The organism is Pseudomonas fluorescens (assembly GCF_902498065.1).
Classification (GTDB): domain Bacteria; phylum Pseudomonadota; class Gammaproteobacteria; order Pseudomonadales; family Pseudomonadaceae; genus Aquipseudomonas; species Aquipseudomonas fluorescens_BJ.
Map to the genome: position 1 here is coordinate 268528 of NZ_CABVIR010000007.1, position 25040 is coordinate 293567.

The 25040-nt window shown below is 59.5% G+C and carries 21 protein-coding genes; 5 read left to right on the top strand and 16 right to left on the bottom strand.

What is annotated here, in order from left to right; translation table 11 throughout:
- Positions 1–2: 2 nt before the first annotated feature.
- From F8N43_RS23260 to yaaA, 16 genes are all read right to left on the bottom strand, one after another.
- The gene (locus F8N43_RS23260) at positions 3–401 is read right to left on the bottom strand and encodes a DUF4440 domain-containing protein (protein WP_150654433.1); all 399 of its coding nucleotides are present in this window, start codon (positions 399–401) and stop codon (positions 3–5) included.
- A 144-nt stretch (positions 402–545) separates the two neighbouring features.
- Entirely contained in the window at positions 546–1370 is an 825-nt protein-coding gene (locus tag F8N43_RS23265) for an SDR family oxidoreductase (protein ID WP_150639252.1), read from the bottom strand.
- 34 nt (positions 1371–1404) lie between these two features.
- On the bottom strand, positions 1405–1869 hold the full coding sequence (locus F8N43_RS23270) for a multidrug transporter (RefSeq protein ID WP_150631892.1): 465 nt from the start codon (positions 1867–1869) through the stop codon (positions 1405–1407).
- A gap of 292 nt (positions 1870–2161) precedes the next feature.
- Positions 2162–3613, bottom strand: a complete 1452-nt coding sequence (locus F8N43_RS23275) for a mannose-1-phosphate guanylyltransferase/mannose-6-phosphate isomerase (RefSeq protein WP_150654434.1) — start codon at positions 3611–3613, stop codon at positions 2162–2164.
- A gap of 224 nt (positions 3614–3837) precedes the next feature.
- Positions 3838–4494: an alginate O-acetyltransferase AlgF gene (locus F8N43_RS23280; RefSeq protein ID WP_017336623.1), complete on the bottom strand. Its 657-nt coding sequence runs from the start codon at positions 4492–4494 to the stop codon at positions 3838–3840.
- A gap of 14 nt (positions 4495–4508) precedes the next feature.
- Positions 4509–5684 carry an alginate O-acetyltransferase gene (locus tag F8N43_RS23285; RefSeq protein WP_150631894.1) on the bottom strand — a complete coding sequence of 392 codons (1176 nt, stop codon included), beginning with the start codon at positions 5682–5684 and terminating at the stop codon, positions 4509–4511.
- An 11-nt stretch (positions 5685–5695) separates the two neighbouring features.
- Complete coding sequence (locus tag F8N43_RS23290; RefSeq protein WP_150631895.1) at positions 5696–7261, bottom strand: MBOAT family O-acyltransferase; 1566 nt, start codon at positions 7259–7261, stop codon at positions 5696–5698.
- Positions 7262–7473: 212 nt separating this feature from the next.
- A complete protein-coding gene (locus F8N43_RS23300) occupies positions 7474–8595 on the bottom strand; it encodes a mannuronate-specific alginate lyase (RefSeq protein ID WP_150631896.1) in 1122 nt (373 codons plus the stop codon).
- A 7-nt stretch (positions 8596–8602) separates the two neighbouring features.
- Positions 8603–10051: an alginate O-acetyltransferase gene (locus F8N43_RS23305; protein ID WP_150631897.1), complete on the bottom strand. Its 1449-nt coding sequence runs from the start codon at positions 10049–10051 to the stop codon at positions 8603–8605.
- 10 nt (positions 10052–10061) lie between these two features.
- Positions 10062–11633, bottom strand: coding sequence for a mannuronan 5-epimerase AlgG (gene algG, locus F8N43_RS23310; RefSeq protein WP_150639250.1), 1572 nt, complete (start codon positions 11631–11633; stop codon positions 10062–10064).
- Between the two features lie 26 nt (positions 11634–11659).
- Entirely contained in the window at positions 11660–13144 is a 1485-nt protein-coding gene (locus tag F8N43_RS23315; RefSeq protein WP_150631899.1) for an alginate export family protein, read from the bottom strand.
- Entirely contained in the window at positions 13141–14649 is a 1509-nt protein-coding gene (algK, locus tag F8N43_RS23320; protein ID WP_412072599.1) for an alginate biosynthesis TPR repeat lipoprotein AlgK, read from the bottom strand. Before algK ends, F8N43_RS23315 begins: the two co-directional genes overlap by 4 nt.
- Positions 14650–14658: 9 nt before the next feature.
- Positions 14659–15828 (bottom strand): alginate biosynthesis protein Alg44, encoded by a 1170-nt coding sequence (locus F8N43_RS23325; RefSeq protein ID WP_150654436.1) that lies wholly within the window; start codon positions 15826–15828, stop codon positions 14659–14661.
- Between the two features lie 36 nt (positions 15829–15864).
- Positions 15865–17346, bottom strand: coding sequence for a mannuronan synthase (gene alg8 / locus F8N43_RS23330; protein WP_407014456.1), 1482 nt, complete (start codon positions 17344–17346; stop codon positions 15865–15867).
- Between the two features lie 122 nt (positions 17347–17468).
- Complete coding sequence (locus F8N43_RS23335) at positions 17469–18785, bottom strand: nucleotide sugar dehydrogenase (RefSeq protein WP_150654437.1); 1317 nt, start codon at positions 18783–18785, stop codon at positions 17469–17471.
- A gap of 822 nt (positions 18786–19607) precedes the next feature.
- Positions 19608–20387: a peroxide stress protein YaaA gene (gene yaaA, locus F8N43_RS23340; RefSeq protein WP_150631903.1), complete on the bottom strand. Its 780-nt coding sequence runs from the start codon at positions 20385–20387 to the stop codon at positions 19608–19610.
- A 255-nt stretch (positions 20388–20642) separates the two neighbouring features.
- On the opposite strand from yaaA, the gene F8N43_RS23350 reads away from it, so the two are divergent.
- The 5 genes from F8N43_RS23350 (at position 20643) to moaE (ending at position 24902) form a co-directional block, all read left to right on the top strand.
- On the top strand, positions 20643–21767 hold the full coding sequence (locus F8N43_RS23350; protein ID WP_150631904.1) for a polysaccharide deacetylase family protein: 1125 nt from the start codon (positions 20643–20645) through the stop codon (positions 21765–21767).
- A gap of 336 nt (positions 21768–22103) precedes the next feature.
- Positions 22104–23498, top strand: coding sequence for a PhoH family protein (locus F8N43_RS23355; protein ID WP_150631905.1), 1395 nt, complete (start codon positions 22104–22106; stop codon positions 23496–23498).
- 235 nt (positions 23499–23733) lie between these two features.
- Complete coding sequence (moaC, locus tag F8N43_RS23360; RefSeq protein ID WP_150631906.1) at positions 23734–24207, top strand: cyclic pyranopterin monophosphate synthase MoaC; 474 nt, start codon at positions 23734–23736, stop codon at positions 24205–24207.
- Entirely contained in the window at positions 24204–24446 is a 243-nt protein-coding gene (gene moaD, locus F8N43_RS23365) for a molybdopterin converting factor subunit 1 (RefSeq protein ID WP_150631907.1), read from the top strand. Before moaC ends, moaD begins: the two co-directional genes overlap by 4 nt.
- A gap of 3 nt (positions 24447–24449) precedes the next feature.
- Positions 24450–24902, top strand: a complete 453-nt coding sequence (gene moaE, locus F8N43_RS23370) for a molybdopterin synthase catalytic subunit MoaE (RefSeq protein ID WP_150639245.1) — start codon at positions 24450–24452, stop codon at positions 24900–24902.
- The last annotated feature ends 138 nt before the right edge of the window (positions 24903–25040 follow it).

The following is a 25040-nucleotide window of genomic DNA, read 5'->3' on the forward strand; positions in this document are numbered from 1 at the left end:
TCTCACTCCTTGCAGAACGTTTCATGCAGATGCCGCCAAAGAATCTTGCCATCGGCCTGTTTCTCGAACACCACGGTCGAGCGGCGATCGGAGTGCAGGCCGGTGGCATCGGTCTGTTGCTCGCGGTAACTCACGGTTGCCCCGCCGTCATGTAACGCGAGGCCACGCAACTCGCCGAGCTCAATCCGGAACCCGAGCTTCTTGCCTCCCGCCAGCGTGAACAACTCGTTCAACGCCGCAAAATCCAGGACTCGGCCCAACGGCGAGACCATGGAAAACTGCGGCGAAAAACGTGTCAGCAGGTGTTCAAGTTCAGTGGCATCCCGTTCTTCGGCCAGCCATTGTTCGATGGCCACATGGGCCTGGATCACTTCGTCAAAGTATTCGGTGTAGTCGGTCATGTTTTTTCCTGAAATTCTGTGGAGTCTGTTCTGACACCTTCGCCAGCAAGCCCGCTCCCACAGGTTCTGTTGGATGACATAGATTGCATGCACACGGAAGATCCCTGTGGGAGCGGGCTTGCCCGCGATTGGGGCGACTCGGTCTCAGAGCTGCCCGCTCAACCCGAACCGCTTCATCAACCCCGACTCCAACAACCCTTTGGGCAACAACCCGGCCAACAATGGCAATGCGCGGCTGCCATTGCCCAAACGAATCAGTCGTGGCGGTTTGCTCTGCTGCACAGCCTTGAGCAAACCGGCGGCAAACTCACTCGCCGGGGTCGGGTTGTCCTGGGATGCCTTGGCCCGCGCCCGAATGCCTTCGCGCAGCGGAAACCACGGTGACTGTTCGCTGATCAACTGTTCCGCCTCAGCCCCGGCGTTCTTGGCAAAACTGGACGCGATGGCGCCCGGTTGCACCTCCATGACTCTTACACCGAACGGCGCCAGTTCCATGCGCAACGCATCGCTCAAGGCGTGCACGGCGGCTTTCGAGGCGCAGTAAGCACCGGCAAACGGTGTGACCAACACGCCGGACACACTGCCGATATTCACCACCAGCCCTTTGGCCCGGCGCAGCACCGGAAACAGCGCGCGCGTGACACCGACGATCGCAAACACATTGGTTTCAAACTGCCGCTGCATGGCGGGCACGCCACCGTCGAGCAACGGTCCCATGGCGCCATAACCGGCGTTGTTGATCAGCACATCGAGGCCGCCATGCCGTTGATTGATCTGTTCACTCAACTGTTCGAGCGCCACGCCATCGTTGACGTCCAGTTGCACGGCGGTGAAACCGGCCGCCGTCAACGCGGCGACGTCTTCAGCCTTGCGGGCGCTGGCCCAGACTTCATAACCGGCCGTTTTGAACGTGTCGGCGAGGGCGCGGCCGATGCCGCTGGAACAACCGGTAATCAACGCAACGGGCATGGCGCGGTCCTTGTGCAGAAGAGAGAAGGGGTCATCAGTCGGAGAAACTACCCTGCAAACGCTCGGCGCGAAACTCCAGGGTTTGCGGACGATAACCGGGACGCAGGGGGGGCATGGGCAAGCAGTCTTCCCAATTGGCGCCGGCCTGCAGTTCGCCCGGGCCGCGATAACGCGGTGCGGCGTATTGATTGTCAGCGAGGTTGACCGTATCGCCCGGTGCGTAGGCGGCGATGCGCCAGCGCAGCTCGGTCAGCGGCACGTCATTGCCGTTGTTCATTTTCAATTGCAACGGGCGATCCGCCGGGCACTGCTCCGGCGCGTATGTGATGCGCAGCTCCAGGCGCGCCAGTTGCTTGACCTCGCGGTTGTCCAGCCAGATCACCCAGGTGGCCACCAGGCCCAGGCCGATGGCGGCTGCGACCGAGACGGGCAGGGCCTTGGACGGGTAACGCAGCAACAGGATCAGCCAGGTAATGACCAGCAGGACGCCGATGAACATGACGCAAAACCTCGGGAGGGGAGAAGGTCATCCTACCTAAGCGTGGGTGAGGTGGCGATGGCTTGATGTTGGCGGTGTTCTGTCTGGCCTCATCGCGGGCAAGCCCGCTCCCACAGTGATCTCTGCCGTACACAAGATTTGTGTCCAACGTCGTAACCTGTGGGAGCGGGCCTGCCCGCGATGGGGCCCGCCGAGGCAGCACAAAACACTCAGACCAAAAAAAGCCCCCGACCCACCCGCTGCGGATGGGGCCGCAGCGGGTGGGACGGGGGCTTCTCATTTTACTGAACGCTTACTGCGCGATGGTTTTCACCGACACGCCGCGCTCGATCGGCGTAGACCGACCATAGATATCTTCAAACCGCTCGATATCGTCTTCACCCAGATAGCTACCCGATTGCACCTCGATGATCTCGAGTGGAATCTTGCCCGGGTTGCGCAAACGGTGAACCGAAGCAATCGGAATGTAGGTCGACTGGTTCTCGCACAGCAAGAACACGTTTTCGTCGCAGGTCACTTCGGCAGTGCCGCTGACCACGATCCAGTGTTCGGCGCGGTGGTGGTGCATTTGCAGCGACAGGCACGCGCCCGGTTTGACCGAGATGTGCTTGACCTGGAAGCGCCCGCCCATGTCGACCGAGTCGTAGGAGCCCCACGGACGATAGACTTCGCAGTGGTTCTGGGTTTCGCTGCGGCCCTGTTCGTTGAGGGTATTGACCATCTGTTTCACGCCTTGGACCGAGTCCTTGTGGGCGATCATCATGGCGTCCTTGGTTTCGACGACCACGATGTTTTCCAGGCCGATCACCGACACCAGTTTGCCGTTGCCGTGGATCATGCAGTTCTTGCTGTCCTGAATGACCACGTCGCCTTTGGTGACGTTACCGTTGACGTCTTTGTCATTCACTTCCCACAGCGACGCCCAGCAACCGACATCGCTCCAGCCTGCAGTGAGTGGCACGACGCAGGCGCGCTGGGTTTTTTCCATGACCGAGTAATCGATGGAGTTGTCCGGGCAGCAGGCGAAGGTGGCTTCGTCGATGGTGACCGTGTCGGCGTCCTGTTCGCTGCGCTCAAGGGTCAGCAGGCAGGTGTCGTAGATGTCCGGATCGTGTTTTTTCAGCTCTTCGAGGAAGCGGCTGGCGCGGAACAGGAACATGCCGCTGTTCCAGAAGTAACCGCCGGACTGGACGAACTCGGTGGCGCGTTTCACGTCGGGTTTTTCAACGAAGTGCGAGACGCGGCTGACGCCTTCCGGCAGGAGCGAGTCGTTGGTCGACTTGATGTAGCCGTAGCCGGTTTCCGGTTTGGTGGCCGGGACGCCGAACAGCACCATTTCGCCGTTTTCGGCGGCGACGGTGGCCAGGGCCAGGGCGCGTTGCAGAGCTTTCTGGTCTTCCAGTACGTGGTCGGCTGGCAGCACCAGCATCAGCTCGTCGCGACCTTCATTGACCAGCATCATCGCGGTCAGGGCCACGGCCGGCGCGGTGTTGCGGCCGAACGGTTCCATCAGGATGCGCTGGGTGTCCAGTTTACGGTTGGCCAGTTGCTCGTTGACGATGAAACGGTGGTCCTTGTTGCAGACCACGATCGGGGTGTCCATGCCTTCGAACACCAGGCGTTCCAGGGTTTGCTGGAACAGCGTGTGTTCGCCGGTCAGGGCGAGGAATTGCTTAGGGAACTGCTTACGGGAAAGCGGCCAAAGACGTGAGCCACTACCACCTGACAAGATCACCGGAATCATGTTGTTACTCCTTGAAAATCGTATGGGTCAGAGCTACTGCGTTCTGTCGTTTCACTCTTGTTCTTATTCCGTGTCCTGATTGACGCCTCGGTCCCTGTGGGAGCTGGCTTGCCAGCGATGGCATCAACTCGGTGTATCTGTTTGACCGAGTCGTCTGCATCGCGGGCAAGTCGGATCGCCGCACCGCCGGCTCCTACAAGGGGAGTGTCAATTCAGAAAAATGATTAGCGCGTCGAAACCGGGCGTTTTACCCAGACTGGCGACAGGCTGCTGCCGTTGCCGGTGACGTACAGCACCGCCGCTTCACCGCGTTCCAGGGCAACCGGCTTCACGTCGCCCACTTTCGTGGCGCCATCGTATAGGGCCAGGCTGACTTTGACCGGGTTGATTTCACGCTCGCCACGGCCCTTGGCGGCCACGGATGGCACCACTTCGGTCTTGCCGTCAGCGGTTTTCAGGGTCAGGGCCTTGTCGCTCAGGTTCTGTACGCGAACCAGGGATTTCTGCTTGTTCTTGAACGGCGGCTCTTCGATCAGTTGCGGCGCGCCGCTGGCGTTGTTTACCAGGGTGTAATAGTGATCGCCGGCCAGTTTCACCGGCAGGGTCTGGCTGCCGACCTTGGCGCTGTAGTCGCCGCCCGGCATGAAGCTGAAGTCAGTGCTGGACAGCGGCGCGACGTCGGCCAGGTTGGTGCTGCCGACGGTGGCGCTGACTTCAGCGTTGCCGGCGTTGTAGACACGCACGAAGCTCGAGCCTTTCGGTGCGGTCGGGCCGTAGAGCGCCGAATCGCCACCGGCGAAGGCGTTCATGGAAAGGACGCTGAAGGTCGCGGCCAAAGCAAAAGTCTTGGCGAGACGGCGAGGAGTAGTAGTGAAAGTCATGGTGTACCTCTCTTTCAGTTTTGCGCCCGGTCGGGCGTCTCGGATTTAGTGTTTGCGGCTACGTTTTGTTGGCGGGCGCCGGCTTCTTTGAGCTCTGCGACCCACTGCGGGTCGGCGTCGCCGATTTCGTTGTTCACAGGCAGATAACGTTCAGGAAACTCCCAGATCAGCACCTGTGGCGGGCTGTTCTTGAAGGCATCGCTTTTCAGGTAGCTGAGCATCGGCTGAATCGGACCGTGGCCGTCTTCGGCGTAATTGACCACGTCGCTGTGCAGCGCTTCTTTCAGCGCACCGACGAAGTTCCAGTTCGGGTTGGCGCTGTAGCTGGTGCCGATCAGGGCCACTGGCACTTCGGTGTTGGCGAACAACGCGTCATCACCGCCAGCCTGATCGTCGGCCACCACGGTGTTGCGCTTCTGCAACGGCTCTGGCTTCGGCATCAGGTTTTCGAACAGCGGATCGAGCGGCAGGAACAAACGCAGGTCACCCTTGTGGGTCACTGTCTCTGCCGGCTCGGTGACGAAGCGCTGTGGCTCGCCGCTGAGCGGGGTTTTTTCGGCGATCGTTTTAGCCAGGGTCTCGGCGGCGATTTGCGCGCCTTCCGGGGTCCAGTGAGTGTCGGTGCGCAGGAACACTTGCTGACCGTCGAGCTTGCCCTTTTGCAGCGGGACGAGCAGGTCGGGCGCGATGATCTTGTTGGCCGCCACTCGGGCGTGGAAGTCCTCATAGAGGTTGGCGTGAATGCTCGAAGGCTTCACTTCGCCCAGGTGTTCCGGATACAGGCGAGTCTTGGCCGGCACAATCGCCATCACCAGTTTCACGCCCTTGGCTTTCAACTCCTGACGCACGCCTTCTACGAGTGCGTAGTTGCCTTGCAGGTTCAACTCTTCGTTGACGATCGGGTTGAATTCCTCATCGCTGTACAACCACTGATCGCGGCCGAGCACGACGCCCGGACGACCTTCGTTGAACAGTTTGAAATCCAGCGCGGCCCAGAGGTTGGTGCCCAGGCGCTTGATCGGGAACTCGTCGTCGTAGTGCGTTTCGACAGCCTTGGCCCAGCGGCCATTGAGCACCGTCGCATCGGCATTGGTGCTGAAGCCGAAGAAGCTGCGCGTCGACCACAGGCCCAGGACCAGCAAGGTCACCATAAACAGGCTGATATAGAAGATGCGTAATGAGCGGGTCATGGTCAGATCCCTCAGAACTGGAAGTAAAGGAACGGCGAGAAGCTTTGCGCCGAGAGTTTGAAAATCGAGGCGATGAACAGCACCAGTACCAGCGTGCGCATCACGTAACGCGACCAGTCAGCGGTCCAGTAAGCCGGTTGCACGGTGGCTTCAACGCCAACGGTGTAACCCGGTTCGTGGATGCTGGCCGGGTTGTCGCCCGGTACGGCTTTGATCATTCCCGGGGTCGCAGTGGCCGGGCCATCGGCCTCGACATTCACCACAGGCTTGGTCTTTTCTGGCGGCAGGTTGGTGTAGAAATCACGGATGCCGAAGAACGCCAGGGTCATGTAAGCCACCACCAGGGTCGCCACTTGCAGGCCGGTGAGGCTGGCCGCGTTGAGTTCCGACAACGACCATTCGCCGAAGCTGAACATCGCGCCGTACATACGGCCGGCGACGTGCAGGTTTTCCGAGCGGAAGATCACCCAGCCCATGACCACGAGCAGGAAGGTCAGCGCCCAGCGGATCGGGTTGATGCTGCGCGGCGAAGTGTTCAGGCCCAGGGCTTTTTCAATGGCCAGCCACATGCCGTGCCATGCACCCCACACGATGTAAGTGATGTTCGCGCCGTGCCACAGACCACCGAGCAGCATGGTCAGGAACAGGTTGCGATAGGTCATCAGAGTGCCTTTGCGATTGCCGCCCAGCGTGATGTACAGGTAGTCACGCAGCCAGGTGGACAGGCTGATGTGCCAGCGACGCCAGAACTCGGTGATCGACTGGCTGATGTACGGCTGTTTGAAGTTTTCCATGAAGCGGAAACCCATCATCAAGCCCAGGCCGATGGCCATGTCGCTGTAACCGGAGAAGTCGAAATACAACTGCGCGGTGTACGCCAGCGCGCCGAGCCAGGCATCGCCCGTGGTCGGGTTCTGCAAGGCGAAGCAATGGTCGGCGACCACCGCCAGGGTGTCGGCGATGAAGACTTTCTTGATGAAACCCTGCATGAACCGCGTGGCACCTTCGGAGAACTTGTCGAGGGTGTGGGTGCGGTTGTTGAACTGGTCGGCGAGGTCGCGAAAACGCAACACCGGGCCGGCAATCAGGTGCGGGAAGATCGCCACGAACGCCGCAAAGTCGATCAGGTTGCGCGTTGCCGGCGTGTCGCCACGGTAGACGTCGATGATGTAGCTGATGGACTCGAAGATGTAGAACGAGATCCCGATCGGCAACAGCACGTGGGTCAGGATGAACGGCGAAAGACCCACCGACGTCATCATCGCGTTGATGCTGTCGACGCCGAAGTTGGCGTACTTGAAGTAGCCGAGGATGCACAGGTCGACGCCCACGCCGAGCAGCAGCCAGCGCTGGGCCGGTTTGGTCCGAACGCCTGCGGCGCCGACTTTGAGGCCGATCCAGTAGTTCCACAGCGTGACGGCGGCGAACAGCGCGAGGAAGTCCACGCGCCACCAGGCATAGAACACATAGCTGGCGAGCAGCAGCAGCAGGTTGCGATAGCGTATTCCGCTCAAGTAGTACATGCCGAGAAAGATCGGCAGGAACAAAAACAGGAACACGTTGGATGAAAATACCATCCCGGTCTCTCCATGTTTAACCACAGTCAAGGGCCGCAGCCCCCCCAAACCCCCCCACCAAAAACCGGGGGGCGTAACACACAAAAACTCAAACTTGACACCGACCCTGTGGGAGCGGGCTTGCCCGCGATTGCAATCTGACATTCAACATTGATGTCGACTGACCCACCGCTATCGCGGGCAAGCCCGCTCCCACAGGGTTATATGTTTGCCTAAGAACCTTTGCCTTTTTCGTTGGCCGGGTCGTAGACCTTGGTCAGGTCACCCCCGAGGCGGAAGGTCTTGAACGGCTGCATCTCGTGTTTTTTCTCGAGCACATCCGGCGAGCAGGTGTAGAGCGTGCAGAACGGTTCGAGCCAGGCGAATTTCGAGTCGATCTTGAGGTCGGTCATGTCCTGTTCCTTGCCGTTCTTTTTCTCGAAGATGTCCGGGTCTTCAACGCCGGCCAGCACTTGGTCACCCAAGCGTTTCAGCGCGCCGTTGTTTTCCTGGCGCAAATCCACACCGTTGACCTGCGCAAAACTGGCGATCATCGCCAGCGGCGGCAGGGCGTAGTTGTGATAGGCGAGGGCGCGTTGCTGGCGCTTGAGTTCGTTGGGCAGGAAACCCTGGGCGTCGATTTGATTGGCGGCGACCTTGAATTCCTTCACCGACCAGTCGAACAGGTCGCGGCGGTTGGTGGCGATGGACGTTGCCATCACCGACCAGGCGGACCAGTACGAGTGGTTGTTGGTTTTTTCCAGCGGCAGGTTGTCCCAATCGCTGACCACCTGATCCGCCATTTTGCTGAACCAGGCTTCAATCAACTGCGACTCTTGCTGATGGTTGGCCAACGGATGCGAGTCGGAGAACTTCAGGCGCAGGTACGAAGACGCCATGCTGCCCAATGCCCATTTGCGCATGGACTTGCCGGTGTGGTTGAAGTCCTTGGACATCAGCGCGTCGGCCTTGGCCCACGCGGTCAACCAGTTCAGGGTGCATTCGAGCTGTTCCGGACGACCGTCACGCATGAACTGCATCACGCGCTTGCTGGTGCCGCGCTCAATCTTGGTGATGTCGGCGGTGGTGTCGCGGAAGGCTTTTTCCGATGCCTCGTTCAGGGTCGAACGGGCCTTGTCGGAGCCTTCGTACTTGCTGCGAAATTGCAGCGAACCGGTGTACGGCGTCGGCATCGCGTCACAGCCATCTTTGCTGTCGCCGGTTTTGACTTTTTCAATCGGCGCGAAGTAGCCCTGGGGCGGACGCAGGGGCGCGGCGGCCTGCGTGGCGCCGGCGAACATCGCCAGGGTCAGCAGGGAGGGCGCCAATAATCTTTTCAAAGTTCGGGTTTGCATAATTGCCTCATTGCCCGGCCTGAGCAGTCTTCAGCCCAGCGCCTGGGAACACGTTGCGTTTGCAGATTTTCGCTTCGACTTTCTGTGGCGCGGCACCTGCTTCAGGGCCCTGGACTTCGACGGCCAGCAGATTCTGCGAGGCCCAGTCTTCGTCCGTGCGCAACTCAAAGGCGAAACGCCCGTCGGTATCGGAGGTTTCCGGTTTATCGATCTTGATGTCCTCGTGGCGACCGTTCATGTACCAGAGGGTGGCTTGCAGAGTTTTCACCGACGGATCGGCGAAGCGGATGTCAACCTGATGGCTGCTGTTTTGCAGGTTCAGGTTCTTGCTGTTGACCATCAATTCGTTCTTGCCCGGTTTCAACGTGGCACTGCCGCTCATCTGTGCATCCTTGCCTTCGCAACCGTTGTCCAGCAGCGCCATCATCTGGCGGTAGATGGTTTCCTGGTCGAGGCGATAGAGCGGCGAGAATTCCCAGATCAAAATTTTCGGCGGCTTGGTCTGGAACTCTTCGCTGCCCAGGTACTGCAGCATCGAACCTTCCAGGCCACCGCCAGGGAACGCCACGTTGAGGATGTCGGCGCCGATGGCCTCCTGGAGGAAACCGGCGAAGTTGTAGTTCTTGCCACTGTGGCTGGTGCCGACCAGGGTGATCTCGGGATTGCCGGAGTCACTGAACAGATCGCCATCGCCTGCTTCGCCCTTCGGCTCGGTGGTGAATTGATCCATGTACTGGATCGCGTAGCTGGTGCCACAGAGTTGACCGGCCATATTGTGTAACGTTCCGGTCTTGCCCATGCGACCCGACTTATGGCTCTCGAATTCGCGTTTCGGAATGCCGGCAAACTCAGGCAGTTGCTTGATTTTATCGCCGACGATTTTCGCCGTACGCTGGGCGCCATACGGTGTCCAGTGTTGGTCGCCGCGGAAATAGAAGTCGTGGGCGGGCAGGGTGTCGGGCAGCGATTCGTTGGTCAGCGGCGACAGGTCCGGCACCACGTAACCCATGGCGGCGAAACGGCCGAGCATGGTCTTGTAGTTCTTCAGCGCCTTGTCGAAATCGAACTTGGCCTTGTCTTCCGGATTCAGCTTGTTGCGGTTCACCAGGCCACGCGTGGGTTGGTAAACGACAACGAGTTCCACGCCTTTGCTCTTGAACGCATCGTGCAGTTCTTTCATGCGTTTGTAGCCGGCCGGGGTGGTGTCGAATTCGGTGCGCAAGTCTTCCTGCGTACGGAACAGCCAATCGCCCTGAGCCTGCACCAGCGTGGTGAAGTTTTGCTGATAACGCGTGGTGTAGTTCTTCGCGTCGTGGGCTTCGGGGCACAGGTTGCAGCACGGCTCGGCGTTGAATGCCGGTGCTTTGACTTCATCGGCACGGACGCCAGCGCTGGCTGCGAGAATGCCGGCGGTCAGGGCCGACAAGCTGAGTAATTTGATCAAGTGTGGGTGCATAAAATTATCCTCAGTCCCGCATTTCGGTCTGGCGTTCGACAGGGTCGATCAGCACGGCTTTCTGCTGGCGCACCAGCAGGTCGAGAATTTCATCCTGACGCTCGCCGAGAATCCCGTTGAAGCTGATGCCGCTGGATTTGGTCGGGGCGAGCATGGACACGCGATACAACTCGACGCTCAGCGGCGAGTCGATGGACAGCGGGCCGCTGCCGTTGCCGGCCAGTTCGCCGCCAACGATGATCAGCGACACCTGGGCATCGAACGGGTCAAGCTTGATGTCCCGGTCGGTGTCGCTCAGGTCCTTGATGTGCCCGTAAACGCCGGTCAGGCCGTTGGCCATGGCCAGGTTTTCGTACAGGCGAATGTTCACGCTGTTACGAATACGAATGCCGTGACGCTTGTTGCTGATCACCTTGTTGCCCCACAACAGGTTGTCGGCACTCTCGTAGAGGGTGATGCCGTCGGTGTGGTTCTTGTAGATCTCGTTGTAGGCGATCAGGTTGTTCACGCTGTTACGGTCGATTACCAGGCCCGAGAGCTTGTTGTCGTAGCTGCGGTTGTTGAAGATGAAGCTGTCGTTGACCTCACGGGAAATAATGATCCCGTGCTTCTTCTTGGTCCCGTAGACGGTGTTGTCCGCGATGATCAGACCGTGGGAACGGTCATGCGGGTCGATGCCGTAGACGATGTTGTCTTTGTAGGTGTTGCCCTTGACCACGAAGTCGCGGGTTTCGTAGCAGTAGAAGCCGTACCACATGTCCGAGAACTCGGAGCCGACGATCCAGCCGCTCGGTTCAGGGCGCTTGAGTACCTTGGCCATGTTCGGCGTGTACTGGGAAATACTCACGCCGTAGGACTTACTGTTGGCGTAGCCGAAGCTGGCGATCTTGCTGTTGGCGATGTAGGTCTGGGTACCGCCCCAGGACAACATGAACGGCCGGAATTCCTTGGGCGACTTGAAGACCGCCGGGCCGTTTGCCTTCTCGCTCCAGCCAGTGATTTTGGTATCACGCACAAACAGCTGACCGTCGTTGACCAGGAATGAACCGGCCTCTTGGGACAGGCGCAATTCCTGGGTCTGCTTGTCGATTTCGAGAATGCCTTTCTCGCCGACCACAATCGGCAACTTCGCCAGGAACACGCCCGGGGACGTTTCGCTGAAGTACTGCTTGGGCAGCTTCTTCGCCAGGTCCTTGAGGTTCATGTAGCCGTCGTCGATGAAAATCGCCTGCGGGATGCCGTGCTGACGCACCACCCATTCGGCCATTTTGTTATCGCCGCCGATGAAGTCCTTCAGGGCGTTTTCCTGCATCATCCGGCGCACGCTGATCTTGCCGGCCTTGGTGCGCACGACTTTCGCGGCGATGGCTTCGGCGGTGTAGCCGGAGGTGTCCGGCAGTTTCGGTTTTTCCAGTGCCAGCGGCGCGGTCGGGGCGCTGCTGACGGTGTAGGTCTTGGCTTGTTGCAGTTCTTTCGCTGTGGTGACCGGCTTGACCGGTTCCACATTGGCGAAGGCGGCCGAGCTGACCAGCAGCATCGCGCCGGCCAGCAAGGTCAATGAGCCTCTCTTCGGACTGTTCATGTCAGGAACTCCCTTAGCGGTTCGCATCAGAAGCGCCAGATCACGTCGATAAACGCGCGGTGCATGTACGAGTCGACTTCTTTGCCATACGCATCGCCAGGCTTGAACACACCGCCACGCAAGCGCACGAGGGCCGACGGTTCGTCGATCGACTGGCTCAACGCGGCAGGCAACAGGCCCTGCTTGAAGTACTTGGTGACCACGAGGTCCATTTCCTGGCCGAGGTCTTTGTTGCCATCTTCCAGCGGCAGGGACGTGCTGGAGAGAATCGCGCCGGTTGGGTCGGTGTCGTTCTCGACGGCGTTGATGCCGTTGCTGCCGACCGGCTTGTTGCCGTCGACGCGCCAGAACTTGTGGTAGATCACGCTGGCGTCGTATTCGTCGTTGAGCATCCACGAACCGAACAACGTAGCGGTCTGCATGTTGTTCATTTCGCCACGGAATGCTTCGCCGAAACGATGCACCCGCGAGCGCGTACCGGTGTAGTTCGAGCGGTTGCTTTCCAGGCCGTTCTGTTCGTAATCGGCGCTGGCGCGGGCATAGGCTGCACCGACTTGCCATTGCGGATCGAGGCGCAGACGCACGCCGATATCGGTGGCCCAGCCGTTGAGGTCTTCACCGCGCTTGGCTTCGGTCGGGCGGGAGCCGTCGGCGTTGAGCTGATTCACCGTGTCGGTGTCGCCGCTCATGCCGGTGACGCTGCCCCAGTAATTGACGGTGTTGGTGTTGCGGTAGTTGTAGGCGTCGCTGTCAGCGGTGAGGCCGAGCCAGCTGATGTCGCCGTTCTGTTTCTTGTCCAGCGAGTCGCCGGCCACGCCCGGTTCCGGGTAGTCGAGCTTGCCGTCATCGTGGGTGTGATGACCGCGAATGCCAACCCAATTGCCCGGCGTCCACTGGTACGCCGCATCGGCGTAGAGGTGCAGGCGATCCTTGTCTTTCGGTGCCAGTTCCTTCAGGTCGGTGCGGTACTCGCTGAAGCGTTCGGCGACACCGACGTTGGCGCGCAACAGGGTGGTGTCGAAGGTCCAGTTCAGGGCTTCGATGTTGGTGTCGCGCCATTGGCCGTCGTCGTTGCGCAGGCGTTGGCGACCGAGCTTCAACTGCTCGCCCGGATACGGCGTGAGGCCGCTGTAGCCGACCCAGAATTCGCGCATCGCCAGGTAGTTCTTCTTGGTCTTGCGATCACCGTTGTCGGTGGTCTGGGTGCCGTCGTTGTCAGACTGCTGCAAGGTGTCGGTTTCGATGATGTCGGTGGACGTCACGGCCTGACCCATGGCGTAGGCGCTCCACGCGCCGCTTTCGCCATAGACCCATGGGCGCAAGTCGAGACCGACGCCGCTGACGTCGCCGCCACTGGCGGTGCCCAGGTCACGGTCGTCTTCGGACTGGCCGGTGACTTTCACGTCGAGACCGTAGTTCTGGGTTTCGGTCAGGGCTGCCAGGGTTGGGCACGACCACAAGAGAGCGAATGACAGGCCAATACCGGCCTTCACGAATGGATTCAACTTCATAGGGATTCCTCGCCGTCTTCTTCTTGCAGGGCATGCAGTTCCAGCGTGTTCTGGCTCAAGGCACCACGAACGGCCTGTTCTTGTTTCAACAGGCGTTGGGCCTCGGCGAGCTGGGCAGGCGGCAGTTGGGCTTCGAGTGTTTGCGCAAGCTCGGTGGCCTGCGGGGTGTTCTGGGCCTTGGCCAATTGGCTGAAGACATAAGCGTTAAGCGGGTCGGGCTTGGTGCCCTTGCCTTGGGAAAACAATTGGGCGATGGCGAAGTCGGCGCTGTTCTGGCCGTTGCGCGCAGCGGTCAGCAAATGATCCAGTGCCTTCTGCGAATAGACCTTGCCCAGGTAACCACGGCGATAAATCTGGCCGAGGTAGTAATCGGCAGCGACTTCCTTGCCGACGGCTTTCTGGAAATGTTCTTCGGCGACTTTCGCGTCGGCCGGCACCCATTTGCCTTCGTAGTACAGCTTGCCGAGCAACAGTTCAGCGCGTGGCTGGTCGGCGGCGCGGCCGTTGTCCAGGTACTTCATCATCGTGTCGACGTCGCCGAGTTCCGGGAAGTCGTAGAGCAATTGCGCAAGGCTGACCCAGGAAGCGGGGTAGCCGGGGGCGATATCTTCGAGCAGCGATTGAGCGGTTTTCTCGTCAGTCTTGCCCAAGGATGCATCACCGAGCACACGAGCGACGCTGTCCACGCGCTGGGCGGAAACGGTGCCGCGGGAATGCGCCGCTTGCATCTGCTTGATCAGCTCGGCCTGCTGTTCCGGTTTGCCTTGTTTCTGGTAAACCGTGGCGAGCTCGACGTAGCAGATGTCGGTGGTGTTCAACGCGGCTTTGCAGATGGTGACGACTTCGTCCAGGTGCTGGTCGTAAGTGCCCTGGGTGCGATAGAGCAGCACCTGGGCCAGACCCGCTTCCGGTTTGCCTTCGGCGCGCCATTGGCTGATCTGCTGTTGCGCGTTGACGTTGGGGAAGCTGTGCGGGTATTGCAGGTACAGCATCGCCAGCGGAATCAGCGTATTGCCTTCGCCATTGGCCGAGGCTTTTTTCAACAGGCCTTCGGCTTCGTGCTGTTCGGCTTCGGTGGAACCGGGTTTGGCCACCAGCAAGCGACCCAAGCGAGCCTGAGCGCGCGGCGAAACGTCTGCCGCGGCGCGGTAAGTCGCCTCGGCCTGCTTGATTTGCGCCGGGTCGCGGCTGTCGACCTGGATATCGGCCAGGCCTACTTGAGCCTCGCTGTAGCCGAGGTCGGCCAATTGCTTGTAGTTCTGCTGCGCCAGCGTGGTATCGCCGCGCTTGAGGGCTTCATTGGCCAGACGCTGGTCGGGCAGGCCGGCGCAACCGGCCAGGCTCACGGCCAGGGCCAAAGCACACACCGTACCCCTGTGGGAGCCAGCCTGCTGGCGATTCAAGCGGCTCGGTACATCAGACAAACCGCGGCGATCCCATCGCGAGCAGGCTCGCTCCCACAGGGACTGCGGCGTATTCGAGATTTTTGTGATGGTCACGGGCATGTCCTCTGCTTAAAGACCGGAAGCCATGGCTTTATCGATCAGCCAGTTCAGGTTCGGGCCACGGTCGCTGTTCACTTCAACCGGGCGGCCAGCGAATTTGCTGTCCAGCGGTTCGTCAGGCTGGATCAGCACGCGGATGTCGGACGACAGGTCGGCGCTTTTCAGGCTGGTGCTGCTGACGATCTTGCCGGTGCGGGTTTTGTCTTCGCCGGCGATCTGGAAGCTGACGTTGGTGCCTGGACGTACATCGCCGAACTGGCGATAGGAGAAGCGCGCTTCGATGTTGGCTTCGCTGTTGCGCGGCACCAGTTGGAAGATCACGTCGCCCTTGCTGGCGTACTGACCGTTGGCGACCAGTTGCTGGGCCACGGTGCAATCGCACGGCGACGTCAGGGTGCCGGTCATTTGCTTGCCGAACAGTTCTTCAACCTTGGCCGGTTGCAGTTGGTTGTCGTCCAGATGGCCCTTGAGTACGTCGAGCATGCTGGTGCTGAACGTGGCGAGCGGAGCGCCTTTGGCGGCAATGCCGTCATCTTTGATAAGGCTCTGCACGGTGCCGTCACGCGGCATGGTGATGTTCATCCCCGGCACGCTGACCAGACCGGCCTGCGCATGGCTGACGAAGTACATGCCGTACACCGATTTGAAGATGAAACCGAACGCCGCCAGGCCGACGATGAAGATCGCCAGGCTGAAGGTCACGGCACGCAGACGACCGAATGCGGTCATGCCGTGGCCGCCATCCTTGACCTTGCGCGCCTTGGTGAAGTTGTCGCGCTGCAGGGTCGCCAGCACTTCACCCATGCTGACGATGTCGCCGGCCAGGTGCGAGGTGATCAGGTGGCGCAGGGTCGAGATGTCTTGCGGTTCCAGGTTCTGGAACTGGCAGCCGGCACGACCGGTCTGGCGGTCGAAGGAGCGCACTTGCAGCTCCACGTCCATGGCCAGGCCGAGGTTATCGATGACGAACTGCAGGCGAGCCTTGTACACGTCGCCGATTTTCAGTGGCAGCTGACCGGCGTTGAAGGCCAGGCCGCCAGCAGAGAGGTCGATCACTCGAGCTTCCATCGGGGTCCGGTCGGGACCGAAGAAGCGCAGCTTGGCCGGAATTTTCACTCGGGCGTGTTGGCGCTGGGCTTCTGACTCATGCACTACGTTGGCGTTGACGGCGGTATTCATAGGGGCGATTTCCTGGTTAATTCAAAAAGGGGGCGGTCAGACCATCATCAGCAGCACGGCGACAAAAATGCTGCCGGCGGAGAAGGTCATGGTCCGAGACGACCAAGTGTTGAACCAACGTTGAAAGCTGGCGAGATCACGGGTCAGTTTGGTGTCCTGGCGAGTCCAGGACTGTTGGTCGAGGCGGAAGAACACGTAGATCTTCACCAGCGCGCCGACGATCTGGTTGTAATAGAGAATCGCCGGGTAAGCCGGGCCGATCCGGTGACCGGAGCAGGACAGCAGCAGGGTCAGGATCAGACGGGTGATGCCGATCCACAGCAGGTACACCAGGATGAACGCGGTGCCGTACTTGAAGGACGCGATGATCGCGACCGTCAGGCCCAGCAGCGAGGTCCACATCGACACGCGCTGATCGAACAGCACCACCGAGGTGAACAGGCCGAGGCGTTTGACACCCAGGCCCAGGGCGCGGGCGTTCTGGCGCAGGTTGTTGCCGTACCAGCGGAACATCAGTTTGCGGCTGGCCTTGATGAAGCTTTTTTCCGGCGGGTGTTCCACGGTGTGGATCGCCGCGTCCGGCACGTAGAACGTGTCGTAGCCCAGGCGCATCAGGCTGAACCAGCTCGACTTGTCGTCACCGGTGAGGAACTTGAAGCGACCCAGGCGCCAGTGTTGCAGCGAGTCGCTTTCCACGTCGGCGATGAAGTCCGGGTCGGTCACGACCGTTGCGCGGAACACCGACATCCGGCCGGTCATGGTCAGTACGCGTTTGGACAGGGCCATCGAGCACATGTTGATGTGGCGCTGGGCGAAGCGCAGTTTGTGCCACTCGCTCATGATGTAGCCGCCGCGCACTTCGCAGAACTCGTTGGTGGTCAGGCCGCCGACGTTGCTGAACAGCTGGAACCACGGCACGGTCTTGAGCACGACGCCTTCGGCGAGCACGGTGTCGCCATCGATCACCGCAACCACGGCACGGTCGTCCGGCAGGTGGCGGGAGATGGCGCGGAAACCGTAGGCCAGGCCATCACGCTTGCCGGTGCCGGGAATGCGCACGAAGTCGAGCTTGACCCGATCCGGTGGATTCATCTTGGCCCAAAGGCTTTTCACCAGCTTCTCATCGGACATTTCCACGATGGAACAGACCATGGTGGTCGGCAGGCCGCAGTCGATCGCTTCGCGAATCACCGAGGCGTAGACCTGGGCAGTGGTCAGCGCGTCGATACGAAAACTGGTGACCATCAAAAACACATGGGACGGGTCTGCCGCTTTACCCAGCTTGCGCACTTTGCGCCGCAGGTGCGGGTAGACCACGTACAGAAACAGCATGCCGCGCAGGAAGTGCGTGGCACCCATCGAATAGCGCCAGATCCCGATGAAGCCGATCAGGAAGATGAAATCCTTCGACTCGGAATCGAACGTAGTCGCAGGCAACGCCATGGCGATGCCCATCAGAATACTTAAGTAAAACAGCCAACCGGCGGCCTGAAGTAGGCCGTGCTTTAGCCTGTGCATAATCTGCATCCGTCTCGATCTCGGGCGAGCCTGTGGGGTGGCCCGATGGGGTTAAGGCAGGCGAAAAAGCCGGGAGGGTTTGCAGGCTTGGGGAACACCGCAAACCCTCCCGAAGCCGCTTGTTACCAGCAGATGCCTTCAGTCCGGCCACTCACGCTGGTGGCTTGCGACATGAAGCCGACCAGGTCGATCACTTGCTTGCCGTGTGGAGCGTTCTGCGCCAGGGCGCGGAATTTCTCGTCACGGTTGCCAAGGATGATCACGTCGGAGTTGTTGATCACTTCGTCGAAGTCGGAATTGAGCAAGGACGAGACGTGAGGAATCTTCGACTCGATGTAATCCTTGTTCGCACCGTGAACGCGGGCGTATTCGACGTTGGCGTCGTAGATGCTCAGGTCGTAGCCTTTGCCGATCAGCATTTCTGCCAGATCAACCAGCGGGCTTTCGCGCAGGTCATCGGTGCCGGCCTTGAAGCTCAGGCCCAGCAGGGCGACTTTGCGTTTGTCGTGGCTGGAAACGATGTCGAAGGCGTTCTGCACCTGGGATTCGTTGCTGCGCATCAGCGAGTTCAGCAACGGCGATTCCACGTCGAGGGCGCCGGCGCGGTAGGTCAGGGCCCGCACGTCTTTTGGCAGGCACGAGCCGCCAAACGCAAAGCCTGGGCGCATGTAGTACTGGGACAGGTTCAATGTCTTGTCCTGGCAGACCACTTCCATCACTTCACGACCATCGACGCCGCACGCCTTGGCGATGTTGCCGATCTCGTTGGCGAAGGTCACCTTGGTGGCGTGCCACACGTTGCAGGTGTACTTGATCATCTCGGCAACGGCGATGTCCTTGCGGATGATCGGCGCGTCGAGTTCTTCGTACAGCGATTGCAGAACGTCGCCGGAGGCCTTGTCGAACTCGCCGATGACGGTCATCGGTGGCAGGTCGTAGTCGGCTATCGCGGTGCTTTCACGCAAAAACTCAGGGTTTACGGCGACGCCGAAATCAACACCGGCTTTCTTGCCGGAGCAGTCTTCGAGAATCGGGATGACAACGTTTGCGACGGTGCCTGGCAGAACGGTGCTGCGAACCACGATGGTGTGGCGGGTGGTCTTGTCACGCAGGACAAAACCGATCTCGCGGCATACCGCTTCGATGTAGTTCAGTTCCAGATCGCCGTTCTTCTTGCTCGGCGTGCCGACGCAGATCATCGACAGGTCGGTGTCGCGAATCGCTTCCGCGAAGTCGGTCGTACCGCGCAGTCGGCCGGTTTCGATACCCTTGGCCAGCATTTCGCCCAGACCCGGTTCAACGATCGGCGATTTGCCGGCGTTGATCATATCGATCTTGTCTTTGGCGACATCGACGCCAACGACGTAATGGCCCCGTGCAGACAGGCAACCGGCACATACTGCACCGACGTAACCCAAACCAAATATGCTGATGCGCATCGCATTTACCTCTCGTTAATCAAAACTGTATTCACAGGCCATTACATGGCCGGAGTTAAGGGGGTTCAGCGGTCATAATGCACTCGGAAGTTTGGGCGACAGGCGCCGCAATGCCGTGTGCAGGCATACTAAGTTCCGAGTGTCTAAATAAGTGCACTCAAGGTGTGCGTAACTAGGCCTTATTGTTATGACTTGCCCTGTTATGCAGCCGAGTCCTCTGGTCGAGGTCCTTCGTGCAAAGGTCTTGCGCGCTCAATGCCAGGCCTTAAGCCCGTCAATCAAGCGGTTGGGTGCTCAGGCGAGCACGTTTATAGGGGCGCAGCCTTGGCCATGTAGGGGATAGTAGTGATGCGTATCTCCTTTCCTTCAGATGTTGCCCAAATCAGGGATTAGTTAGCCAAAGTTATTGTGACAACTTCGCTACGTGAATCTCTTATCTGCGTAAGTTATCTCGTACATGTTCAGAGATAATCGGTACCGGTTGTAGGAGCTACGCATTTGGACATAGTTCCGGTCCGCCCATCGCGAATTCTGAAATTTCTTGAAATATTGAAAAAGATGGCACTGCTTTCATATTGATAGCAACGGCTGTTTCACCCTTGATACATAGGGTTATCGTCGGATTAGATAGTCTTGTGCCACTACGGATAAAATTTTTTAGTGCCACTACTGAAAAAAATGTCGAAAGTCGAGTGAAACTAAAGTTAGGGTTTTGACTGGCTGGAAATTGGCGCCAGATAACTGGCGAAACAGGCGGGGGATTGTTGGACGATCGGACGTTGGCGCACGACCGGCTTCAAGGTCATGCGCCGACCGGGTGCATTACTCTGGTGCGTGATCGCGCAGAAACACCAGATTGTCCGGTTTAGACTGCTCGGCGCTGTACCGATAACCCTGAACGTCAAACTGCTTGAGCGCCGCAGGGTCGTTGATGCGTTCTTCGATGACGAAACGGCTCATCATGCCCCGGGCTTTCTTCGCGTAGAAGCTGATGATCTTGTACTGACCGTTTTTCAGGTCCTTGAAGTCGGTATTGATGATGCGGGCATTCAGGGCGCTGCGCTTGACCGCCGAGAAGTACTCGTTGGACGCCAGGTTCAGCAGCACATCATCGCCTTGATCGGCCAGGGCCTCGTTCAACCATTCGCTGATGCGCGTGCCCCAGAAGGCATAGAGGTCCTTGCCACGGGCGTTGGGCAATTTGGTGCCCATTTCCAGGCGATACGGCTGCATCAGGTCCAGTGGGCGCAACAGGCCATACAGGCCGGACAACATGCGCAGGTGCTGTTGGGCGTAATCGAAATCGGCTTCGCTGAAGGTTTGTGCGTTGAGACCGGTATAAACATCACCCTTGAACGCCAGCAACGCCTGTTTCGCGTTTTCAGGCGTGAACGCGGGTGTCCAGCTACCGAAACGTGCGGCGTTGAGCCCGCCGATCTTGTCCGAGACGTGCATCAACTCGCTGATCTGCGCTGGCGTCAGGTCGCGCAATTGCAGGATCAGCTCCTGGGAATGGTCGAGGTATTGCGGCTGGGTGAAGCGCTGGGTCGCCGGCGGTGTTTCGTAATCGAGGGTCTTGGCGGGGGAAATCACCATCAGCATGAAGTCGTCTCCTTTAATCGTGGGGCGATTCTAGGGGGTTGTCCTTGCTGACTCCAGCTATCAAGGCCATAGGTGATGATCGGCGGTATTACACAAAACCCTGTGGGAGCGGGCTTGCCCGCGAAGGCGGTGTGTCAGTTGCCGATGATGCCGACTGATACACCGCCTTCGCGAGTAAGCTCGCTCCGACAGGAGGTCGTGGCTCACGCCGGATCAGCTATAGTGCCGCGCGGGTTTTGTTATGGAGACATCCCATTGCGTATCGTTTTTCTTTTTTCGGCCTGGCTGTTGAGTTTCGGTGCCATGGCGGCGCCGGGCGATGTGGCGACGCTTGATCGCAGCACCTGGCCGGAACAGCTCAGCAACCCGACGTTGTTCGACGTCGCGTCGCGGGCAGAGATTCTGATGTTCGCTCGCGTACTGCTGGCCAGCGAATCGCTGGATGACGCCAGCCTGGCCCAGCGCCTGGGTCTGCGCACGATCAATGCGGATTCGGTCAACCGCCTGCGCCAGCGCCTGTGGCAACGTCTGCTGACCAACTACAACTTCGCTCAACAGAGCTGCGATCAGGATGCCTCCTTCTGTTTCCTGGTCGAAGACATGGATACCCTGCGCCAGCAAGCCGCCAAGTTTCAGGTCAGCGAGGACAGCTACTACATCAAGTGGTCCGAACCGAGCCGATTGTTCCACGCGCAGTACCTCGACGAGCAGTTACGCAAGGCCGCTCTTTTTCCGCAAACCAGCAGCGAAGTCGATCGTTTTGGCGACTACGAGCGCAACGGCGAACAGATGCATGACCGGCTGTTTCTGTTGACCTTCGACAGCGCCGCCAATGCTGCGCCGGACAACACGGAGTGGGTCGCCGAGTACCTGCGCAAGGCCAATATGACGGGCACGTTTTTCGTCCTGGGCAAGGATGTTCAAGCGCGTCTGACCGAACGTTCAGGGCCCCCCCTGCAATCCACTTACTCGGCGCAGTGCATCGGCGTGCAAGGCTGGGAGTTCCGCTCCCACAGTCATTGGCAGGACTGGCAGGACTCGGTACGGCGCAGCGCCGAACTGGTGAAAAGCAAATTGCCGGAGAACTACGTGCCGCTGTTTCGTCCGCCCGATGGCCAGCGCCGTTCGGACGCGCAAGGCTTCTTCAGGTCCCAGGGCCTGCAAGTGGCGCTGTGGGATATCGACGCCCAGGACGGCGCCGGCAAGCTCAAGGCCAGCCAGAGCGCACAGCGCGTGTTGACCCTGATGCTGTTGTGGCGGCACGGGGTGATCAACTTCAACATCAAGCAGGATGGCGTGAAAACGGCGTTGCCCTGGCTTGTGACGCAAACGACGTCCAGCGGGATCGGTTGGGAAGATTGTCAGGACGCGTTTCGCTGAAAACGGGAAAGCCCGTAAACATTGGGGGAAAGGCGATTTTGAACGAGAATTCAGTGCAGGCGGACTTCCGACTTTAACGGCACATTGCCTGCACGCCAAGGGCTATTCGTCACTCTGAAAAATAAACTTCAAAAAAACGTCAAAGTGCTTTTTTCTGTCACACGTTTTGGAGTATTACGAAGACAGACCGCCGAAACCTGCAACACAGGTGGCGTCTCCCAAGACCCCAGTTTGTGTGCAGTTCACTTGAATCATCACAGGTGAATTCGGCAGTCACTTCGAGGCGCAGCACCGCCAAGGTATTGCGTCGAATGGCTCCCACAAAGGTGACCGAGTATGGATGATCACGGACGTAGTTCTTCCTCCAACCAGCCAATCCTTTATGTACTCGATACCAACGTATTGATTCACGATCCAAACGCCCTGCTGAACTTCGAAGAACACCATGTAGCGATCCCGATGACCGTGCTTGAAGAGCTGGACAAGCTCAAGAGCGGGCACCACAGCGTCGCTGCGGAATGCCGTCAGGCGATTCGCCTGATCGACAAGACGCTGGGCGAGGCCAGCCCTGAAGACGTCGAACTGGGTGTGCCGATCCAGCGTGGCAAAAGCGGGCCAAAAGGTTTGCTGTCAATTCTGATGAGCAAACGTGCCGAACCGAACATCATTCTTCCCGAGCACCTGAACGACAACATCATCATCAACCAGTTGATCGACCTGCACGCGCGCTCGCCAGAGCTGCCCGTGGTGCTGGTCACCAAAGACATCAACATGCGCCTCAAGGCCCGTGCCTGCGGGATCGCGGCCGAGGATTACAGCACCGACCAACTGGTTGACGACGTTTCACTGTTGCCCAACGGCTACCACAACATGGACGGCTCCTTCTGGGACCGCGTGAAGGACGTCGAAACCCGCCAGGATCATGGTCGCACCTGGCACCAGGTGAAGATGATCGACAACCTTCCGGCCGTGCATATCAACGAGTTCATCATCGACGAACAGGGTTTTGTCGGCTGGATCAAGGAAATCGACGAAGACAAGCTGCTGATTCTCGACCTGCATCAGGAACCCCTGTTGCACCAGGAAGCCTGGGGCTTGAAACCGCGTGACATCTATCAGAGCCTGGCGCTGTACGCCTTGCTTGATCCGGACATTCACCTGGTCAACCTGTCGGGTGCGGCCGGTTCCGGGAAAACCATCCTGGCATTGGCGGCGGCGATCGAGCAGACCATGGTCAGCAAGCGCTACCGCCGGATCATCGCGACGCGCAGCGTTCAGGGCCTGGACCAGGAGATCGGCTTCCTGCCCGGCACCGAAGCGGAAAAAATGGAGCCTTGGCTGGGCGCCATCACCGACAACCTCGAAGCCTTGCACATGGATGACGAAAACACCCATGGCAGCGTCGATTACATCCTCAGCAAAGTGCCGTTGCAGTTCAAATCCCTCAACTACATCCGGGGCCGCAGCTTCCAGCAGAGCCTGATTCTGATCGACGAATGCCAGAACCTCACGCCGCACCAGATGAAAACCATCATCACCCGTGCGGGCGCCGGTTCCAAAGTGGTGTGCCTGGGTAACCTGGCGCAGATCGACACCCCTTACCTGTCCGCGACCAGTTCCGGGCTGACGTACCTGACTGAACGCTTCAAGGATTTCCCGAACGGCGTCCACATCACCCTGCAAGGGGTGCCACGTTCGATTCTGGCCGAATACGCCGAATCGCATCTGTAACCCCGCATCAAAGAACCGGGCGGCCTCAAAGCCGCCCGGTTTTTTATGCCTGACACAAAACCCTGTGGGCGCGTGGCTTGCCCGCGATGGTATCCGCGCGGTTTGTCTGTAACACCGCAGAGCCTGCATCGCGGGCAAGCCACGCTCCCACAGGGTTCGATGTGATCGGATAATCAATCGTGCGCAAGATTGACCCACAGGTTTACAATCGGGGCTCTTGATCAGGAGTAACCCTGTGCTGACTCATCTCGATTCCCAAGGTCGCGCCAACATGGTCGACGTCACTGAAAAAGACGTGACGTTCCGTGAAGCCACGGCCCAAGCGCTGGTGCGCATGCTGCCCGAAACCTTGCAAATGATTGTCAGCGGCGGTCACCCCAAGGGGGATGTGTTTGCCGTGGCGCGCATCGCCGGCATTCAGGCAGCGAAGAAAACCAGCGATCTGATCCCTCTGTGCCATCCGTTGCTGCTCACCGGCGTCAAGGTCGAACTGAGCGCCGAAGGCGACGACAGCGTGCGTATCGTCGCGCGCTGCAAGTTGTCCGGGCAGACCGGTGTCGAGATGGAAGCGCTGACCGCAGCCAGTGTCGCGGCGCTGACGATTTATGACATGTGCAAGGCCGTGGACCGTGGCATGACCATCGAGAGCGTGCGGTTGCTGGAGAAACTCGGCGGCAAGAGCGGTCATTACCAGGCGGATCAGCCATGAACGTCACCGTGAAGTTTTTCGCTCGTTATAGAGAAGCACTGGGCGTCGATTCGGTGAAGGTTGAAGGTGACTTCGCCACCGTCGATGACGTTCGCTCACTGCTGGCCAAACGCGATGGCGCCGATGTGTTGAGCGAGCAGAACCTCATGTGCGCCCGCAACGAAGACCTCTGCCAACTCGACGAGCCGGTCAGTGATGGCGATGAAGTGGCGTTCTTTCCGACCGTGACCGGGGGCTGAACCATGGCGATTCGCGTGCAGTCCACGGCGTTCGATCCGGGGGCGGAAGTCAACGCCATGCACGCCGCCAATGTTGGCGTCGGCGCGGTGGTGAGTTTTGTCGGTTACGTGCGCGACTTCAATGACGGGCTCGACGTGGCCGGGATGTTCCTGGAGCACTATCCGGGCATGACCGAAAAGGCCCTCGGCAAGATCGCCATCGAGGCCGAGGAGCGCTGGCCGTTGCTCAAGCTGGAAGTGCTCCATCGGATCGGCGCCCTGGAACCGGGTGAGCCGATCGTCTTCGTCGGCGCCGCCAGCGCACACCGCCAGGCCGCGTTCGATGCCTGCGCCTTTGTCATGGACTACCTGAAAACCCGCGCACCGTTCTGGAAGAAAGAGAACACCAGTGACGGCGCCCGTTGGGTTGAAGGGCGTGACAGCGATCATGCGGCGGCGGATCGCTGGAAGCAGTGATCAAACGTTTTTGTCGGCTGCTCTGGCCCCATCGCGAGCAGGCTCGCTCCCACAGTTGATCTCCATGAACACAAAATTTGTGTACGACGACGATCCCCTGTGGGAGCGAGCCTGCTCGCGATGGGGTCATTAGCAACA

Excerpts from the sequence above, each read along its gene's own strand:
- F8N43_RS23260 (WP_150654433.1), bottom strand. The coding sequence starts at position 401 with ATGACCGACTACACCGAATACTTTGACGAAGTGATCCAGGCCCATGTG.
- F8N43_RS23265 (WP_150639252.1), bottom strand. The coding sequence starts at position 1,370 with ATGCCCGTTGCGTTGATTACCGGTTGTTCCAGCGGCATCGGCCGCGCC.
- F8N43_RS23270 (WP_150631892.1), bottom strand. The coding sequence starts at position 1,869 with ATGTTCATCGGCGTCCTGCTGGTCATTACCTGGCTGATCCTGTTGCTG.
- F8N43_RS23275 (WP_150654434.1), bottom strand. The coding sequence starts at position 3,613 with ATGATTCCGGTGATCTTGTCAGGTGGTAGTGGCTCACGTCTTTGGCCG.
- F8N43_RS23280 (WP_017336623.1), bottom strand. The coding sequence starts at position 4,494 with ATGACTTTCACTACTACTCCTCGCCGTCTCGCCAAGACTTTTGCTTTG.
- F8N43_RS23285 (WP_150631894.1), bottom strand. The coding sequence starts at position 5,684 with ATGACCCGCTCATTACGCATCTTCTATATCAGCCTGTTTATGGTGACC.
- F8N43_RS23290 (WP_150631895.1), bottom strand. The coding sequence starts at position 7,261 with ATGGTATTTTCATCCAACGTGTTCCTGTTTTTGTTCCTGCCGATCTTT.
- F8N43_RS23300 (WP_150631896.1), bottom strand. The coding sequence starts at position 8,595 with ATGCAAACCCGAACTTTGAAAAGATTATTGGCGCCCTCCCTGCTGACC.
- F8N43_RS23305 (WP_150631897.1), bottom strand. The coding sequence starts at position 10,051 with ATGCACCCACACTTGATCAAATTACTCAGCTTGTCGGCCCTGACCGCC.
- algG (WP_150639250.1), bottom strand. The coding sequence starts at position 11,633 with ATGAACAGTCCGAAGAGAGGCTCATTGACCTTGCTGGCCGGCGCGATG.
- F8N43_RS23315 (WP_150631899.1), bottom strand. The coding sequence starts at position 13,144 with ATGAAGTTGAATCCATTCGTGAAGGCCGGTATTGGCCTGTCATTCGCT.
- algK (WP_412072599.1), bottom strand. The coding sequence starts at position 14,649 with ATGCCCGTGACCATCACAAAAATCTCGAATACGCCGCAGTCCCTGTGG.
- F8N43_RS23325 (WP_150654436.1), bottom strand. The coding sequence starts at position 15,828 with ATGAATACCGCCGTCAACGCCAACGTAGTGCATGAGTCAGAAGCCCAG.
- alg8 (WP_407014456.1), bottom strand. The coding sequence starts at position 17,346 with ATGCACAGGCTAAAGCACGGCCTACTTCAGGCCGCCGGTTGGCTGTTT.
- F8N43_RS23335 (WP_150654437.1), bottom strand. The coding sequence starts at position 18,785 with ATGCGCATCAGCATATTTGGTTTGGGTTACGTCGGTGCAGTATGTGCC.
- yaaA (WP_150631903.1), bottom strand. The coding sequence starts at position 20,387 with ATGCTGATGGTGATTTCCCCCGCCAAGACCCTCGATTACGAAACACCG.
- F8N43_RS23355 (WP_150631905.1), top strand. The coding sequence starts at position 22,104 with ATGGATGATCACGGACGTAGTTCTTCCTCCAACCAGCCAATCCTTTAT.
- moaD (WP_150631907.1), top strand. The coding sequence starts at position 24,204 with ATGAACGTCACCGTGAAGTTTTTCGCTCGTTATAGAGAAGCACTGGGC.
- moaE (WP_150639245.1), top strand. The coding sequence starts at position 24,450 with ATGGCGATTCGCGTGCAGTCCACGGCGTTCGATCCGGGGGCGGAAGTC.